Origin of the sequence: Streptomyces griseobrunneus, from assembly GCF_046713465.1 — a bacterium.
Taxonomy (GTDB): Bacteria; Actinomycetota; Actinomycetes; order Streptomycetales; family Streptomycetaceae; genus Streptomyces; species Streptomyces microflavus.
Window position 1 is genome coordinate 228,053 of record NZ_CP177080.1, and the last position, 15,982, is coordinate 244,034.

Genomic DNA, 15,982 nt, shown 5'->3' on the forward strand with positions numbered 1-15,982 from the left:
TCGCCAAGCGGTCATTTCAGTCCTGTCCCCGCCTGGCGCTCCTCCGACCGCGACAGCTGGAACCGGTAGCGCAGGCCCTCGCCGACCGAGCGGAAGAGGTGGGCCGACCGAGGGTGGAGTGGGTTGGGCAGAAGGTGGATCTTCCGCAGGTCGGCGTCGAGGGCGTGGGAGACGTACAGCACGTGGTAGGTCTCACGCTTCTTCAGGGAGCGCGCCCGGGCGATCTCAGTGGGCGAGAGGACGAACTCCCCCTCGCCTCCGGCCGAGGACTTCACTTCGAAGAGCAGGCTCGACCGTTTCTTCTCGACCACGAGGTCGTAGCCGAGCGTGTCGTCGCCCAGGCCGTCGCCCAAGACCTTGTTGCGGTAGCCCGACACCCAGGCACTGTCGTCTACGGCGTCATACCGATTCATGAGCCAGGCGAGGGCGGCGACCTCCCCCGCGAGTCCGACCGCGAGAGCCTGTGTGTCGGAGAGCTTGCCCCGTCGACCGGCGGAGAATCCGGGGCGTCCGGCACCGGGGGTCCGCTGTGTCTGCCGGCCCAGTTCGACGAGCGGGGCGTCGCCGGTGGAGCCGAGGAACTCGGGGGTGAGGCCGCCCCTTACGGCCGCCACGATCTCGTGGTAGTTGTCCTCCTCCGCCGACATCCTCCTCCGGTCCACCACGATGTGCCTCCGCTCCTCCTGCCGCAGCCGCTGTTCCCTTTTCTCCTGCCGTTCGGCGTCGTCCAGCTGACCGGTTGTCAGGCCGAGCTCCCCCGGGGTCAAGGTGAGCGGGACTGCGGCCGGCCAGCGGTCTCCGGCACGGAGCCAGCGCAGCGTCGTGGCGTCGTCGAGCGGGAGGAAGTCGAGCAGCCCGGTGGCAGTCGCCTCGGCCGCGAGGCTCTCTGGATCCCCCGGGAGGCCGGAGGCGGGTTCGTGGCGCGCGGCCTCCCACGCGCGGATCAGGGTCCGTGCCCCCTTCAGCCCATCCAGGAGGATGGGCCGGTTGGTGAGCCGGAGTTCATCCACGGGCGCCAGCCCCGCGTCCGTGCCGAGCGGCGAGGCTCCCAGTCCCGCGAGCCAGCGGTCGACGTGCGCGCGCATGAGGTCGGTCTCCAGATGGAGGTGCTCGTCCGCCCAAGCGGCGTCCGGCACGAGTCCAGCCAGGTTCCGGTTCTCGGCGTACGAGGTCAGGGGGGCACCGGTCCGGAACGCCTCCAGGAAGCCAGCTCGCAGTGCGTCCAGGATGCTCTGCCGCCGGCTGGCGACGAAGTGGCGGAACTCCTGCTCGATGCCCTCCGCGTTGCGCAGCGGCCGGTAGGGCGGTCCGAGGGCGGAGATCGCGGCGTTGAGCTCGGGAAGCGACAGGGCCATGGCCCTGCGGGCGGCGTCCAGGTCCGGCCGACGGGCCGCGTCCCGGAGCGCCCGGTGGTTCTCCAGCGACAGCCGGGCGGCGAGCCCGCGGTCCAGTTCGGTCTCCGAGGCGGGGGCGCCGTCGTCGGACAGGAGGGCTTGGGCCGCTTCGAGGTCAAGGGTCGCGAGCAGCGGCACCAAGACGTCCAGCAGGGCGTCCAGGGGCTGTCGCAGGGTCGCGGCGATCTCGCGCACTCGGCCCCGGTCCTCGCCCAGGATGTCGGCGATCGCGTCGGCGTCCGGGGTCTGGCCCGGTCCCCAGCCGGCCGCGACCAGGTCGAGGAGGGCCATGCGGAGGGTGTCGGCGAGTTCGGGGTGGTGGAGGAGTTCCATGATCCCTGCGGCGGACCGATGCAGGAGGTCCTCCTCGCTCTGGCCGGCGTCCTCCAGGAGCAGCGTCGGAGACTCCGGGTGCGGGACGACCAGCCACCGTCTGCCGCCGTTACCGGGCCGCTCGGCGATGTCGTCCACGGCGGAAGTCAGTACGCCCGCGTGGACGACGCGGATGCGCTTGGCGATCGTGCAAGCGCGCCGCACGGCCTCCGGGGTGGGACGGCGGAAGCGGCTGGCGCGCAGGTCGATCACAGCCGCGACGAGGGTCAGGAGCCAGTCCTGCTCGGACGTGATCAGGGGGTCGCCAGCGGTGCCGGCGTGGAACGCCCGCCCGTTCGCCTGGACTTCGACCCGTGCCCGGGAGATCCTCCGGACGCGGGAGCCGAAGCGCCGCTCGAGCAGCGCCGCCACTGCGTCTCCGTGCGCGTTGCGCATGCGGAGCAGGGAGGCACCGCGCTGTTCGAGGAGCTGGACGAGCTGGCGTGCGTCGGCGTCCTCCACGTATAGGTGGTCCATGGCAGTCGGGGAGTCCGTGTCGTCGGCGAGCGCGACCGGTTCGAGTCGGCCGCCCCGGCTGACGACCACGGTCGCCCCCAAGCCCTGGGGGTAGGGGTCCTGGCGCGCTTGGGCGCACTCCGCCCAGGCGTCCTCGTACGCCCTGCGGAAGGCTGCCGTCATCGTCTCGGGGACGGCGCCGTCGCAGAACAACTCCGTCAGCTCGCGGACGCGACGCGCGGCGGTGGCCGGGGAGTCCCACCGTTCCAGTCCCCAGCTGCTCGTACGGCGCACCGCCCCGTCGTTCGCCTGAAACACACGGCGCAGCGGAGAGGGCACCAGGGGAACGAACGAGGGGGCGGGCTCATCCCCGTGCGTCCATGCAGCCGCGGGCCGGACGAAGCGCCAGTCGGCTCGCTCGCGCGGGGACGCGAGTGGCATCCACTCGGCCTCGGCGAGGAAGGCGGTCACCGGCGTGGGCAGGGTGAAGGAGTCCCACCGGTCGTTGTAGCGTCGCACGGTGATGTGGAGGGCGTCGGTGGGCCACTCGGCACAACCGGCGGCCACGAGCCGGGCGTACACCCGCTTCGCGCCGTCGGGCAGATGGTTGTGGTCGTCCTGACCGGGCAGCCGGTACAGGGGTGTCCCGCCGACGTACTCGGTGTACGGCCGCAGGTCCGTGGGGAGGTCCCTCCCCACATGGCGCAGCCAGACCTCCGCGGTGGCCGGTGTCAGGGACGTCGTCGGAGGCGCGCCGTCCGCGAAGTACCGGCCGTCCGCCCTCGGGGCGGAGCGGGGCACCGGTTCGGGGCAGAGCCCGTCACCGACCCCCAGACGCCCGAGAAAGTCCCGCCAGTCGTCCCTGCTGCCACCGCGGAAGGCGGCGTGCTCCGGGGGCGCGGTCAAGCGGCCCCGGAGCTCCGCGATCTCCTCCGAGACGTCCTGCGCACGGTCGATCAGCTCTGTGAGCAGCTTCGCCCTCTCTCCACCCCAGTCGGCGCAGAACAGGGCCTTCTTTGCGGGTGTCCACACACCGTCGGCGCCGGGGACGAGCAACCCCATGGCCTGGATGTCGCGCCACGGCGCGGTCTCGCTCGCTGAGAGCCGGAAGGCCCACGCAAGGACTTCCGCCGCGAGCTCCGGGGTGGGCCTGTCCTGCAGCGAGCGAGCGACCAGTGTCAGCAGTTCGTCGGCGCGGTACTCGTTGACCAGGCCGCCGTCCTCCAGCATCCGGCGGCCCGGCTGCTTGCTCGTGACGCTACCGAGGCGGTTCTTCCACGGGATGTTCCGCGACACGAAGAAGACCCGGTGACGCAGCGACCGCGGGAGGCGGGGGCCCTGCCCCGTGCGTGCGGAGCCCGGCTGGTCCTCGCCGTCCGTCTTGGGCGAGAAGAAGGCCGTGGCGCGCCTGGTCCTGCCGTCGGCTGTGTTGCACCGGCGGAGCTTTCCGTCGTCGTCCATGAGGATGCTACGGCCCTGGAGGGAGCTGGGCCGCTCGACGCAGCCAGCGAGCTCGTCGTAGAAGCGGGCCCAGACTTCCGGCCGGAAGGGCGCCCCGGCGAGGCTGCGTGCCAGACTCTCGGCCCAGGTCGCCAGGAGTTCGTCCGGCGGTCGCGCCGAGCGGCCGATGAGCGTGGCCACGGCCTTCTCCAGCCGGACCGCACGGTGCCCGGTGACGGACGGGTGCACGAGTACGGCGTCCGCCTCCCTGGTCAGCCGGCCGGTCGTGAAGAGGGTCCGGTCCTTGTCGTCCCACAGGCAGGTCTCCGCGAGGGAGGCCCACGGCCGCCGGGCGCCAGGGACCAGGGGGACGACCGGGGCCGTGCCGACCTCGTGTCCGAGCCTCGCGAAGGCCCGGGTCAGCCGGTCGGACATGGACGCGTCCCAACTCAGCAGGTCTGCGCAGAGGGTCGGGGAGAGCTCGACGGTACCGGCGGAGCAGGCAAGGAGCGTCTCGGCACCGAGGACGGCCAGCTCGTCTAGGAGGAATTCGTTGAGCGGGACCGTCTTCTCGAGGTCGACGCGGGCGAGCTTGGCGAAGAAGGGCGCGTTCACATGGGCTGGCAGGGGGGCGACTGCCTGCTCGCCCATCGGCAGGTGGGTGTAGAGGCGTCCTTCGGCCGGTCCGTCCCCGACGGGAATCGCGAGGGTGACTCGGGCGTCTCCCTGCCAGTCACGCCATCCCTCACTGATGTGGTCGCCGAGCACACTGCGCTCGATCGCGTCGCCGAACTCGTCCGCCGCCACCTGCCGGTCGAGGAGGACAAACGCATCTCCGTCGCCGACGGTCACCGTGCTGACCGTGAACCGGTCGAGGACGGCGTCCACCCGCTCGGTCCGGACCAGGATGCGCCGAGCGACCTCGCCGTCCTGCCTCTCCTCGATGGTGAGCGACCCGATGCGGCGCAGGAAGAGCAACACCGGCGGGCCGGCGGTCAGCGCGGTTAGCTGCTCGGCCGCCTCGGCCCGGGCCTCCTCGCTCTTGAGTGGCAGGCGCAGCACGGTCACATATCCGTCGGCCGCGAAGCCGTTCACGGCGTCGGGGACGCCGTCGAGGGGCACGGGCAGACAGAGGTGGAAGACGTCGGCGGCCACCTCCGCCGCGAGGGTCTCGTCGCCGCCCAGGAGGTCCTTGAGCGAGATCTCGTCGGCGAAGGTGAACCGATAGCCGTCGAAGACCTGGCTTCCCTCCTCGGCAACCGAGTAGACCTGGGGTGCTCCGGTCAGCTGGAGAACGCTCTTGAAGCCGATCCCCTTGTTGCCGATGCCCTCCTCCGGTCGCTTGTCCGACTGTGCGATGTCGGTCATCGCGTCGAAGTTGCTGCGGCTGACGGGCCGCCCGGTGTTCGCCACGTACACCGCGCCGTGCGGGCCCTCGTCGTGGTCAAGCCTGATCAGGACCCTGCCACCGGGGTCGTCGGCGTCATGCGCGTCGTGGGCGTTCTGAAGGAGCTCCACCAGGGCGCGGTGCTCGTAGTCGCGGACGGCCTGTTCAATGAGGTTCTTGAGGCTCCGGAACAGGTTCCAGCGGTCCTTGGACTCCTGATACGAAGCAATGCGGTCGAGCGTCTTCGCACGCATTTCGGCGCTGCGGTCCGGCAAAGTTGTGTCCCCCTTCAGACGCATTCGAGCGCACTGAACAGTACGGCGGTAGCGACGGCGGGGGCCACATGATGCCGGGTGCGAAGCCAGGGCGCCTGCAAGATGTCCTCGGTACGGGCTGCGGCGCGGCCCGCGGGAAGCACTGTGCTGCCATCCGTCTGGTCACTGGGAGTATGTGTGGGTGATTGCTGATGTGTTGGGGCACTGGGTGCCGGATCGTCCCGAGGATGTGGCCAACGGTCTTCGCCAAGGCAGACTCCTGCGCCTGCTCCTGGCCACCCACCAGGAAGCCGACCTCCGCATCGTCGCCCCCTCCCCCGCCGTCACACGGCTGATCAGCATCGTCGGCGCCCACCAGGTCCTGCACATCCACCCCACCCTGGAAGCCGCCCGCAACGCTGAGCCCGCCCAACAGACACCCCAGCGCGCCGCTCGGACAGCACGGCCACACCCCCGTGCCCGCGGTAGCCGGTACGAAGGTGGAGCCATGGCTGGCCGACGCGCTGGTGCCGTTGGCAGAGCACACGCAAGGCCGGAAGCACGCGAGTGTGGGGGAAGTGGTTCGGGGTACCCACCTGCCGGTATCAGCCGTCAGGGCTGAGGAGCCGTTGTTCTATCGGTCTTGAGTGCGGTGTGATCGAAAACGACTGCCGGATGGGATGAATTCTCTCTTGTCCGTGCATGAGGACAGGGCCTCTCGTGCAGTTCGGGTTGCTGAGACACCGAGCACGACGAACCGCTCCCGGAGCAACTCCGCGTCGCGCAGCTCGGCAAGAACCGGGTCGGTTTCCTGACGCGGCACCTCAACGCGCCTCCGGCACCCCGCTCCCGCTCCTCCAGCAAACCGACCGTCCCCATATCGAGGTTGGGCTTGATCCGCTTTGACGGACATTCGAGATCTGGGGTTCTGCCCCGGGAGGATGTCCATCATGGAGAGCATGGGGAAGAAGAAGCCTCGCCGCCCTCGTCGTTCGTTCACGCCGGAGTTCAAGGCCGAGATCGTCGGTCTGTGCCGACGAGGTGACCGCTCGGTCGGGCAGGTCGCCAGAGACTTCGAACTGACCGAGACGGCGGTGCGGGACTGGGTGAAGCAGGCCGAGGTCGACGCGGGCGAGCGCAACGGGCTGACCAGCAGCGAGCGCGAGGAACTGGCCGCGTTGAGGCGGGAGAACCGCCGGCTGCGTGAGGATGTCGACGTCCTCAAGCGGGCCACAGCTTTCTTCGCGAAGGAGACCCGGTGACGGTGCACCCGTTCATCGAGGCGGAGAAGCGCGCAGGTCACAGCGTCAAACGGGCGTGTGAGCTGATGAAGGTCTCCCGGACCGCCTTCTATGCCCGTCGCTCCGGCCTGCCCGGACCCCGCGCGTTGCGGGATGCCGAGCTGACCGAGCAGATTCTCGAGGCCCATGCGAAGTCCCGCGGAACCTACGGGTCCCCGCGCGTGCATGCCGTGCTCAAGCGCGAGGGTGCCGGGTGTGGCCGTCGTCGTGTCGCACGACTGATGCGGGCCGCCGGGCTGCAGGGCCGGCACTGCAGACGACGGCACGTGACCACGATCCCCGATCCCAGGGCTGCCTTCCGTCCCGACCTCATCGTCCGGGACTTCCAGCCCGACCGCGCCGGGCTCGATGCCCGCTGGTGCGGCGACATCACGTACGTCCCGACGGAGGAGGGCTGGCTCTATCTGGCCACGGTCATCGACATCGCCTCCCGGCGCGTAGTCGGCTGGGCAACCGCAGATCACCTGCGTACCGAACCGGTGGCCGAGTCGCTGACAGCCGCCTGCCGGCAGCGTCGCCCCACCCACCCCGTGATCTTCCATTCGGACAGAGGCTGCCAACTTGCACTCAACCGGTCGTCGCAACACCAGCTTCCTGGAGGGATAGTAGGTGCTCGTTGAGGGCTTCGGCGGGGGTCTTCCAGGCGAGGGTCTTTCGGGGGCGGTTGTTGAGGGTGAAGGCGACGGCCTGCAGCTCGTCGATGCCCCAGCGCGACAGGTCCGTGCCCTTCGGAAAATACTGCCGCAGCAGACCGTTCGTGTTCTCGTTGGTGCCGCGCTGCCAGGGACTGTGAGGGTCGGCGAAGTAGACCTGGAGTCCGGCATCGACGCGGAACTGGGCGTGCTGGGCCAGTTCCGTGCCCCGGTCCCACGTCAGTGACCTGCGCAGTTGCTCGGGCAAGGTCGTGATGGTGGCGGTGATCGCGTCTTTCACGGCCTCGGCGCCGCGGCCGGCCAGCGCGGGCCCGTTCGTGGTACGTGGCTCGGTGCCGAAGCCCCCCATCCGGGGCAGGTGCAGCAGCATGGTGACCGCGTACTGCGCTCGACCAGCGTGCCGATCGCGGACCGGCCGGTGCCGATGATGAGGTCACCTTCCCAGTGGCCTGGAACGGCACGGTCCTCGGCCTCGGCCAGCCGCTCGCTGATCAGCACGTCAGCGGTCACGTGGCCGCGGACGCTCTGCCTGGTGCGCTCCCGCGGGACACGCAGTGACCGTCCGGTGCGCAGGCAGGCGACCAGCTCACGCTTGAGGGCTCCGCGTCCCTGGACGTAAAGGGCCTGGTAGATCGCTTCCGGGGAGATGCGCATGGACTCATCTTCCGGGAAGTCCACCGTGAGCCGCTGTGATATCTGTTCCGGACTCCAGGAGGTCGCCCAGCGGCGGTCCTGACGGCGGGGTTTGTTCCTTCCCTGCCAGGGCGGCACCTGGGGACCCTCGACGACCCGGCCGTCCAGGGCGTGGACGACGTTCCCGGCCAGCCGGTCCTGCACGTACTCGCGCAGTCGCTCGTCGGCCACCAGCTTCGCCGGCTTCGGCCGCTGAGCCCGCCGCTCGGCATGCCATTGCGCCAGCGAGGCCCGGTACTCCAAGTGGTAACTCCGCGTGGAGGCGTTGCGCCGCAGCTCCCGCGAGATCGTGGACGGCGAACGCCCCAGACACCGCGCGATCGCACGGACCCCGAAGTCTCGCGCACGCAGCAGAGCGATTTCCTCCCGCTCGGCGAACGAGAGGTAACGGCCGGAGACAGTCGGGGCGAGGCACGGATTCACCCCGCCAGCATGACGAAACCACCGCGACCCCACCGCAGGCGAGACCTCGATGACGGCTGCGGCGTCCACCGAACTCAGTCCCCGCGCGATCGCCTTCCAGAACCTGGCCCGGTCCTCACGCCAGGCAACGCCCGGCCGCCCTGGCGAGGCCATCTGGCCGCGATACTCCCGCACCGCCCGCTGCCGATTCCCCACACCCATCACAAACCCCCAGTTCACGAAGGTGTTGCGACGACCGATTGAATCCGCCCAATACACCAGCCAGCAATTCGCTTCCCTGGCAACCCAGTTCGGGGTCAGACTCTCGGTCGGCCGCACCGGCCAGTGCTGGGACAACGCGCTCGCCGAGTCGTTCTTCTCGACCATCAAACGCGAACTGCTCGGCACCTCCGCCTGGCCCAGCCGGGCCGCCGCCCGAACCGCGATCTTCGATTTCATCGAGGGCTGGTACAACTTGCACCGACTGCACAGCAGCCTCGGCTACCTCAGCCCCGCCGAGTACGAGACCGCACTCACAGCCTGACCACCACACCAATGGTGTCCGTCAAAGCGGAACAAGCTCACCCCGTGAACGCCCCCCGCTCCGACGCCGTACGTGAACTGGTTGATGTACGGCGGTCGCAGACCGCGGTTGCGGCCGGAGCACGTCCCCGGGCCTGCTTGGATGATCATCAGGGGCTGCTTGCGTACATCAGCCCGGACGAAGAACCGCCTCGACCACCGCCGCGCTGACCGATTCCTTCCGGCGCTTCTTCGCAGTCACCCTCGCCTCCGTCCTCATGTGGGTGTGATGTTTGACGTCGGTCCCTAACCGACCAGGCGACGACGCCAGTCCAGAGGGGTGACGGTGATGGCCCGGCCGGGGGCACGGTCCCACTCGGCGTGGAGGCCGACTGCTTCGAGGGCAGCCACGACCTCGTGGCCGATGGCTGTAGTGGTCTCGGACGAGCCGTCGAAGCTGCCGTAGAGGAGCATCAGTCCGTGGCCGGCTGCGGCGGAATCCGTGCATTGGGTGTGGAAATAGACGAAGCCGCGGGCGTCGGGTTCGCCTTCACCGCCGATCTCGGACTGGCCGCAGCTACGGCAGCAGGTGAAGTTCTCGCGGGTGGTGATACCGGCCTCCTGCAGGACGGTGAACGCGCGAGTGAGCCGCTCAGGGTCGGTCTCGCCCTGCCATGCGGCTTGCTCCGCGACCCGTTCCAGCCGCATCCGGTTGGCCAGAACCTCCGCCTGCTCGCGCGAGACGGGCCGGCGATCCTTGGTGACCAGGTACTCCTCAGCAAGCTCGGCCAGTGCGGCGCGGGAGGCGTAGCCGCCGATCAGCACCTCGCGGACGCGCTTCTCCAACTCCTCGCGCTCGTTTTCGTCGAGGTCGAGCGGCGGCACCTCACGTGCGGGGCCCATGTCCAGCGGCGTCCAAGCCAGACCACTGTCCCAACCGGCATTGTGGCGGGCCCAGCCGGCAATTGCATCAATCACGGCCTCGGGCCCGTCGGCCATCGCTTGGAAGTGCCGGTCAGCGGCACCGTCGCGGTACTCCAGCATGTAGTCACCGCCTGCCTTGTGCCAGACCTGAGCGAAGACATCAGGCAGGTCGGGTATCCGCTGGACCACCAGGAACCGGTCACCGTGACCACCGATTCGCCGGACCAACCCAGCCAGCTCCTCGGCCGACACACGGACGTACCGCTCCCATTTCTCCGTCTTCACCACGATCTCAAGCATGCGCAGACTCTGACACACCCCTCCGACTGCAGACCTCCCGGCACCCGAACCGCCTTGATCCTGGGTGGTCTCCTCCTACACCGAAGGGCTCGACCCGCTCGACCTTGCCGCCCGCGCCGAAGTCGCCCTCCAGCTCGTCGACGGCGAAACCGGCCTGGCCACCGTGGACCTTGTCGAGCCACCTCGTTAGCACTGGGGTCTGTCCCCGCCCAGAGCTCAGGCACCCGAGCCCCTCTCGTCATCCGGTTGACTGGTCCCTGCAGACGACCACGCCGACGTGTTCCTGACAAAGCGGTCTCTGTTCGCGCATCCAATAAGCGACCCTCCGGGCCAGTACGACTGGGAGTCACTCGGCCTGAGCTTCGCCGACCTCATGGAGATAGGCCAGTCCCTGCGCGTGGGGGCAGTTGGCCGCGTCATCGCCGCGCACCTCCCGCCGTTCCTCCTCAGCGGAGTGGTCGAGCTACCTCTCCCCCTGTGCTGCGGTCCGGCAGTCCGCTCCGCAGCCGAGTTCACCGGGTCGTTGAGGCACGTCCGCGAGGCGGGTTATGCGGTCGACCGTGATGGGATCGTGGGATGGGGCGTGATGGCGGCGCCTGTCTGTGGGGCGGCACGGTCTACGGGGCTGTCTGCGTCCTGAAGCCGCCCTCGCTCATGCCCGAGGACTCTGCGCTGCCGGTCAACGCGACCCTCGCGGCCGCCGAGCGGCTCTCTGGGCAGCCTTCGGCCTCGGCGGCGACGACACGACCATCGGCATCGCCGTCGGGTGGGTCGGAGGTGTAGCGCCAGGTGTTCACCGGCAGGTTGACGACGGAGCGCAGCACGAGATCTCGTTGGAGACAGACCTGGCCACCTGTAAGGGTCGGCCCAGCCGTCGCCGACCCGGTCGCACTCGGCGAGGGTGCCGTCGAGAAGGACGGGGTCGGGTTCGTGCTCGCGCAGCGTCTTCAGCAAGCCCGGTGCACGTTCGGCAAGGAGGTCGACGACCGCGCTGGTGTAGGCGTGGGCGGTGGACTCGCTGATCCCGAACCCGGCGGCGATCTTCGCGAGAGTGGTGTGCTCGCGCAGGTACACCAGTGCCACCATCGCGCGCTGGGACGGACGGAGCTTGAAGCGCCGGTCGCCCTCACAGGTGATGATCAGCATGGTGACCCACTCCCCGAGTGCAGGCGGCAGGTCGAGTGCGGCAGGATGGATGGCCAACGAGGCCCCCGAGCAATGTGATGGAGACGTCAGACATCTCGCTCAACAGCCCGGGGGCCTCGCTCGTTGCGTTTCCGGCTCATCACCCAATCGGTGGCCAACTCGAAGAAGTTCAGTCCCTGCGCTGGGAACGCCGCACCGAATTCCACGACGCTTCGTCTTCCTCGCCTGCGGCCTGATCTGCTTCAGACGCCTCAAGAAGACATGATCATGATCATTTTACGAGCTCTTTGGGCCCATACTCACAAGGCCTGTGAGTATGGGCCTTCGCATACCGATGCGCTTATCTACAGGTGCGGGGCTTTTCTGCTTTCGTGCGGGTGCACTCAGAGGCCGAACTGGCTTGCTATGAGGTTCCGTTGTATGTCAGATGTTCCTGAGTACAGCACGGATGCGGCTGAGTTTCTCAGCTGCCGTTCGGATTCGGCTCCCGTGAGGTAGCCTCGACCTCCCTGAATTCTCAGAGCGTCGAGAGAGAACTTCACATAGGCCTCGGATACGAACAACTTCGCGCTGGCCGATGCGAGCGCGATACTCTTTCCTTCATCTTTGAGTTTTCCGACCCTGTGGATGAGTTCACGAGCGGCGTCCAGCGTCACTTTCATATCTGCGATGCGGTGGGAGACTGCCTGGTTTTTTCCGATCGCCCGCCCGAACTGCTTTCTGGTCCGGGCGTGGTTGATGGACTGTTCCAACTGGCGCTGCATGGCTCCCAGTGTGGTGGCTAGGATGCAGCCGCGTTCGTATTCCATCGCACCGTCGAAGACGCTCACGCCACGTCCCGGCTTGCCGAGAACGGCTTCTGCGGGAACGCGACAGTCCGTCAGCGTGATGCGACCCATGAGGGCGGTACGCATTCCCATTTTCTCCACGGGGGCACTCTTGTTCAGTCCAGGGGTTCGGGCGTCTACCAGAAAGGCGGTCACCCCGAGTGCTCCGAGTGCGGGGTCCACGGTCGCGTAGATGACGAACAGGTCCGCAATCGGGGCGTTGGTGATATAGCTCTTCGTGCCGTTCAGGACGTAGCTGTCGCCGTCCTTCTCCGCCCGGGCGCGCATGGCGTAGACGTCCGACCCTGCTTCATCCTCGGTGGATGCGTTCGCTCCGATGGATGACCCCTGCATCAGAGCCGGGAGGTACCGAGCTCGCTGGGCCGGTGTCCCGTGGATGGAAAGAGGCAGGACCACTGTCCACAGGTGGGCGTTGAGGGCGAAGAGGAGCCCCTGGTCGTCCGTCCCGTGCCCCAGCCCTTCCATGACGGTGAGGAGATCGGACAGAGGCTTGCCCGCGCCACCGTGCTCCTGCGGGACGGGCATCTTCAGGAGCCCGAACTCCGCGCACTGCTTCCAGCCGGCGCGGTCGAACTCTCCGCTCACGTCGCGTTCCGCCGTGTCGGCCCGCAGGACTTCACGGGCGAATCGGTCCGCGTCCTGATAGAGAGCGGAGTGGTGATCGTCCCAGCCATTCCACGTGTTCTGCCCCGCGTTCACTGAATCGTTCCCTTTCGCTTGTGGGCGAGGTCTGGTCGACGGGGTGCTTTCGCGGTCATCCGCGGGTTGTCTCGGCAATGCCGCTGCGGCGGCCCAGTTCCTGGTAGTCGGTTTTGCCGGTTGATGTGCGAGGGAGTTCGTCCAGGAACCGGAAATCGTCGGGCACCATGTAGCGGGCCAGCCGGCTGTGGCAGTACTGGCGCAGTTCCACGCTGGTTGGTGCAGCGGCAGGGGCCACGATGAACGCGGTGATGGTGACATCCCCGGGCACGCCGGTGCTGACGACTGCCGCGTCCTTGACTGCGTGGTTGTGGCGGAGGCTGTGCTCGATCTCGTCCAGCTCGATGCGGTGGCCGTGACGTTTGACCATGCGGTCCGCGCGACCGAGGAATTCGTAGCCCTCTGGCGTGGTGCGTACGATGTCGCCTGTGTTGTACCAGCGGCGTCCGTTGAACTGGAATGTGCGCTCCGCCGTGCGGTCGGGCATGTTCCAGTAGGACGGGTAGACCGAGGGTCCGGCCACGCTGAGGAATCCTGGCTGTCCGGTAGGCAGCGGCCTGTGTTGGTCGTCCACGACGATGACGTCGCAGTGGGAGCAGGCATGCCCGATCGTCAGGGGGGCTGTGCGGGAGGCCGGGATCTCTCGGGGAACCGGATGGTAGGTGCATACGTTGGTCTCGGTCGGGCCGTAGAGGTTGTAGTAGCGAGGTGCGGGCCACAGCTGCATGAGGCGCCGCAGCTTGTCGATCGGGAAGACCTCTCCCGCGAACAGGACAAGCCTGAGTCTGTTCTTCGGGAATCTTTCCGGTCTGGGTGACTCAGCGATCATCCCGAGGATCGCGGGAGCCGAATACCAGACGGTGATGTCGGACTTGGCGATGAACTCGGGGAGATGCCGAGGGCTGGCGGCCAGGTCCGTGTCAATCAGGTGGAGACACGCGGCGTGCTTGACGGTCACGAAGAGGTCGAAGACCGACAGGTCGAAGTGGAAGGGTGCGTGACTGGCGACCTCGTCGTCCTCGGTGATCCCGAACGTTTCTGAGGCCCATTCGGCGAAGGAGACGGCGTTCCGGTGCGTGATCATCACGCCTTTGGGGGTCCCGGTCGACCCCGATGTGTAGAGCAGCATCGCCAACCGGTCGGGGTCGTTCTGGGCGCGCGGATAGCTGGGGTCCCCCGAAAGGTCTTTATCCAGCCAGGAGCCGTCGTCGGTGATCAGTGTGCGTGCCGCGAGAGTGGGTGCAGTTTTCCCTAGCCGTCCCGCAGATCCTCCGTCGGCCAGGATGATGCGTGACTGGCAGTTCTCGAAGATGGTCGCGGCTCGCTGGGAGGAACCGTAGGCGTCGACTGGAACGTAGGCCGCTCCGAGCCGCAGCACACCGAAGATCAGGGCCAGGGACTGGACGCCCTTGGGCATGAGGAGCCCGACTCTGTCTCCACGACCGACGCCGCGCTGGTGCAGCAGGGCCGCCACCCGGTCGGCCTGCGTGGAGAGCTCACGGTACGTCTGTGCCTGCCCGTCCGGTCCGACGACAGCGCGGCTGAGCGGTGAACGCACCGCGGCGGTGTCAAGGTATGCCGCGAGGTCGGCGTACTCCACGTTTCTCACGGCGTCACTGCCCATGAATGTGCTCCTGCCGGTCCTTCACGTACTGCGTCAGGTGGGACACGGTCGTGAAGTGCAGCCGAGGGTCCTGAAGCGCCACGTCGATGCCGAACTCGTCCTCCACGAACGACACCAGCTGCATGGTCGTGAGCGAGGTCAGCACCCCGGACTCGCGCAGGTCCAGGTCGTCGGGCAGGTCGTCCTCGCTGCCGCCCTTCAGGATCTCCTTGATGATGAACGAGCGGATCTGGTCGCGTACCTCAGGCATGGTTTCCTCCGTCGGAGTTCAGAGTGGTCCTCGCCCCGGCGTGCGCCGGGCCGAGAAGTACCGAAGGCCAGCGGACGACAGCGGCACCCGCCTCCGCCTGGCCTCCGAAGGTGTAGAGCAGCACCCGGTCACCCGGCTTGATACGGCCTTCGACGGCAGCAAGGTGGGTGTTCACCGGCATGAGGGCGGGCCCGATATTGGCCACGCTGGGGAAGGTGTTCACCACCCGGTCCGGATCCAGGCCCAGGGTGTCCGCGCTGAAACGCGCGTGCCAGGCAGTAGGAGTGTTCGGTACCACCACATCGATTTCATCGATCTTCAGTTGTGCCGCTTCGAGCGCGCCCTCGACGGTGCCCACCAGATAGGGCTTCGCGGTGGCCCGCAGAACATGCGTGATGGTCGGATCGACCCTTAGCCGGATGCGGCGGCCCCCCGCGGTGGTTCCTTCGGGCTCCTCGACGGTGTCCAGCAGCCAGGTTCCGCATGTCTCGCCTGTCTGCAGCGTCTTGGAACCCAGCAGCCCGTACCCCTCCTCAACCGGGCCGACCAAGAAGGCCGCTGCGGCGTCTCCGCAGAGTCGCGCCGTGACATCGTCCGCATCGATCGCGCGCGAGAGCATGGAGACCACCACCACCAGGACCCGTTCCTTGAGCCCGGACTGCACCAGCGAACTGGCTGTCAGCAGGGCCGACATGGAACCGGAGCAGGTTGCCTCCAGACTGAACGCGCCGCCGCCTGTGCCCAGAGCCTGGGCAAGGTAGCCGGCGTCACCCGCCCCTACCCGGTCAGGGAACATGGAGACCGAGATCAGGCCGTCCACTTCTCTAGCCGCGATTCCCGTGGTCTCCAGGACGCTGCGGGCAGCTTTGATGCCCAGCGAAACAGAGCCCTCGCCAGCATCTGCTATTCGGCGCTCGATACTACCGAAGAACGGATCGTCAATGTACGGCTGCATCGCAGCGTCGAACAAATTCCGAGGCTTCGGACCGGACGGCTGCACCGGCGGCGCACTTTCCCTGTCAGTGGAATTTGTGCTCCACCATCCATTGGTTCGCACGGTGTCCGGCAGGTGAACGGATAGGGCCTGTATCCCAACAGAACGCATAACCACCCTCCTAGGCGCTTGATGCCCTCACGCTAACAGCCTCATCGATTCGGCCGGAGTGATAGGCGGGGAATTTTTTAGCCAACCGTATTGCCCTGCGCAGAAGCACATGCGTCACGCGAGTTGACAGGCGCCCCTCGCGGAACCATCGTTAAAATCTCGTGAAATGGCCGCCGAGTGCGGTATGGCTGAAATTCCGCTCAGGCCACCTA

General features: G+C 67.8%; 11 protein-coding genes and 2 pseudogenes. 4 read left to right on the plus strand and 9 right to left on the minus strand.

Going from position 1 to position 15,982, the window contains the following annotated elements; translation table 11 throughout:
- Positions 1-11: 11 nt before the first annotated feature.
- Positions 12-5,324: a sacsin N-terminal ATP-binding-like domain-containing protein gene (locus tag ACK8N7_RS01100; protein ID WP_500440398.1), complete on the minus strand. Its 5,313-nt coding sequence runs from the start codon at positions 5,322-5,324 to the stop codon at positions 12-14.
- Between the two features lie 929 nt (positions 5,325-6,253).
- On the opposite strand from ACK8N7_RS01100, the gene ACK8N7_RS01105 reads away from it, so the two are divergent.
- A complete protein-coding gene (locus tag ACK8N7_RS01105; RefSeq protein WP_032774357.1) occupies positions 6,254-6,565 on the plus strand; it encodes an IS3 family transposase in 312 nt (103 codons plus the stop codon).
- The gene (locus ACK8N7_RS01110; RefSeq protein ID WP_500440399.1) at positions 6,562-7,224 is read left to right on the plus strand and encodes an IS3 family transposase; all 663 of its coding nucleotides are present in this window, start codon (positions 6,562-6,564) and stop codon (positions 7,222-7,224) included. Before ACK8N7_RS01105 ends, ACK8N7_RS01110 begins: the two co-directional genes overlap by 4 nt.
- Here the strand turns inward: ACK8N7_RS01110 and ACK8N7_RS01115 are convergent.
- A pseudogene (locus ACK8N7_RS01115) lies at positions 7,172-8,574 on the minus strand (IS30 family transposase). The gene ACK8N7_RS01110 and the pseudogene ACK8N7_RS01115 sit on opposite strands and share 53 nt — an antisense overlap.
- Positions 8,575-8,599: 25 nt before the next feature.
- On the opposite strand from ACK8N7_RS01115, the gene ACK8N7_RS01120 reads away from it, so the two are divergent.
- On the plus strand, positions 8,600-8,896 hold the full coding sequence (locus ACK8N7_RS01120) for a transposase (RefSeq protein WP_500440400.1): 297 nt from the start codon (positions 8,600-8,602) through the stop codon (positions 8,894-8,896).
- 284 nt (positions 8,897-9,180) lie between these two features.
- On the opposite strand, the gene ACK8N7_RS01125 is transcribed toward ACK8N7_RS01120, so the two are convergent.
- Complete coding sequence (locus ACK8N7_RS01125) at positions 9,181-10,098, minus strand: DUF6891 domain-containing protein (protein ID WP_500440401.1); 918 nt, start codon at positions 10,096-10,098, stop codon at positions 9,181-9,183.
- A gap of 64 nt (positions 10,099-10,162) precedes the next feature.
- Between ACK8N7_RS01125 and ACK8N7_RS01130 the strand changes: the two genes are divergently transcribed.
- A complete protein-coding gene (locus ACK8N7_RS01130; protein ID WP_500440402.1) occupies positions 10,163-10,288 on the plus strand; it encodes a hypothetical protein in 126 nt (41 codons plus the stop codon).
- A gap of 427 nt (positions 10,289-10,715) precedes the next feature.
- Here the strand turns inward: ACK8N7_RS01130 and ACK8N7_RS01135 are convergent, their stop codons facing one another.
- The 6 genes and pseudogenes from ACK8N7_RS01135 to ACK8N7_RS01160 all read right to left on the minus strand — a co-directional run bounded on the left by ACK8N7_RS01135 (position 10,716) and on the right by ACK8N7_RS01160 (position 15,635).
- On the minus strand, positions 10,716-10,922 hold the full coding sequence (locus ACK8N7_RS01135; RefSeq protein ID WP_500445950.1) for a hypothetical protein: 207 nt from the start codon (positions 10,920-10,922) through the stop codon (positions 10,716-10,718).
- 37 nt (positions 10,923-10,959) lie between these two features.
- Positions 10,960-11,301 (minus strand): annotated as a pseudogene (locus ACK8N7_RS01140) (helix-turn-helix domain-containing protein); the annotation flags it as partial.
- A gap of 326 nt (positions 11,302-11,627) precedes the next feature.
- A complete protein-coding gene (locus ACK8N7_RS01145) occupies positions 11,628-12,791 on the minus strand; it encodes an acyl-CoA dehydrogenase family protein (protein ID WP_500440403.1) in 1,164 nt (387 codons plus the stop codon).
- A gap of 55 nt (positions 12,792-12,846) precedes the next feature.
- Positions 12,847-14,415 carry an amino acid adenylation domain-containing protein gene (locus ACK8N7_RS01150; RefSeq protein WP_500440404.1) on the minus strand — a complete coding sequence of 523 codons (1,569 nt, stop codon included), beginning with the start codon at positions 14,413-14,415 and terminating at the stop codon, positions 12,847-12,849.
- On the minus strand, positions 14,405-14,665 hold the full coding sequence (locus ACK8N7_RS01155; protein WP_094211028.1) for an acyl carrier protein: 261 nt from the start codon (positions 14,663-14,665) through the stop codon (positions 14,405-14,407). Before ACK8N7_RS01155 ends, ACK8N7_RS01150 begins: the two co-directional genes overlap by 11 nt.
- The gene (locus ACK8N7_RS01160; protein ID WP_500440405.1) at positions 14,658-15,635 is read right to left on the minus strand and encodes a 3-oxoacyl-ACP synthase III family protein; all 978 of its coding nucleotides are present in this window, start codon (positions 15,633-15,635) and stop codon (positions 14,658-14,660) included. Before ACK8N7_RS01160 ends, ACK8N7_RS01155 begins: the two co-directional genes overlap by 8 nt.
- Between the last annotated feature and the right edge of the window lie 347 nt (positions 15,636-15,982).

Excerpts from the sequence above, each read along its gene's own strand:
- ACK8N7_RS01105 (WP_032774357.1), top strand. The coding sequence starts at position 6,254 with ATGGAGAGCATGGGGAAGAAGAAGCCTCGCCGCCCTCGTCGTTCGTTC.
- ACK8N7_RS01125 (WP_500440401.1), bottom strand. The coding sequence starts at position 10,098 with ATGCTTGAGATCGTGGTGAAGACGGAGAAATGGGAGCGGTACGTCCGT.
- ACK8N7_RS01150 (WP_500440404.1), bottom strand. The coding sequence starts at position 14,415 with ATGGGCAGTGACGCCGTGAGAAACGTGGAGTACGCCGACCTCGCGGCA.
- ACK8N7_RS01155 (WP_094211028.1), bottom strand. The coding sequence starts at position 14,665 with ATGCCTGAGGTACGCGACCAGATCCGCTCGTTCATCATCAAGGAGATC.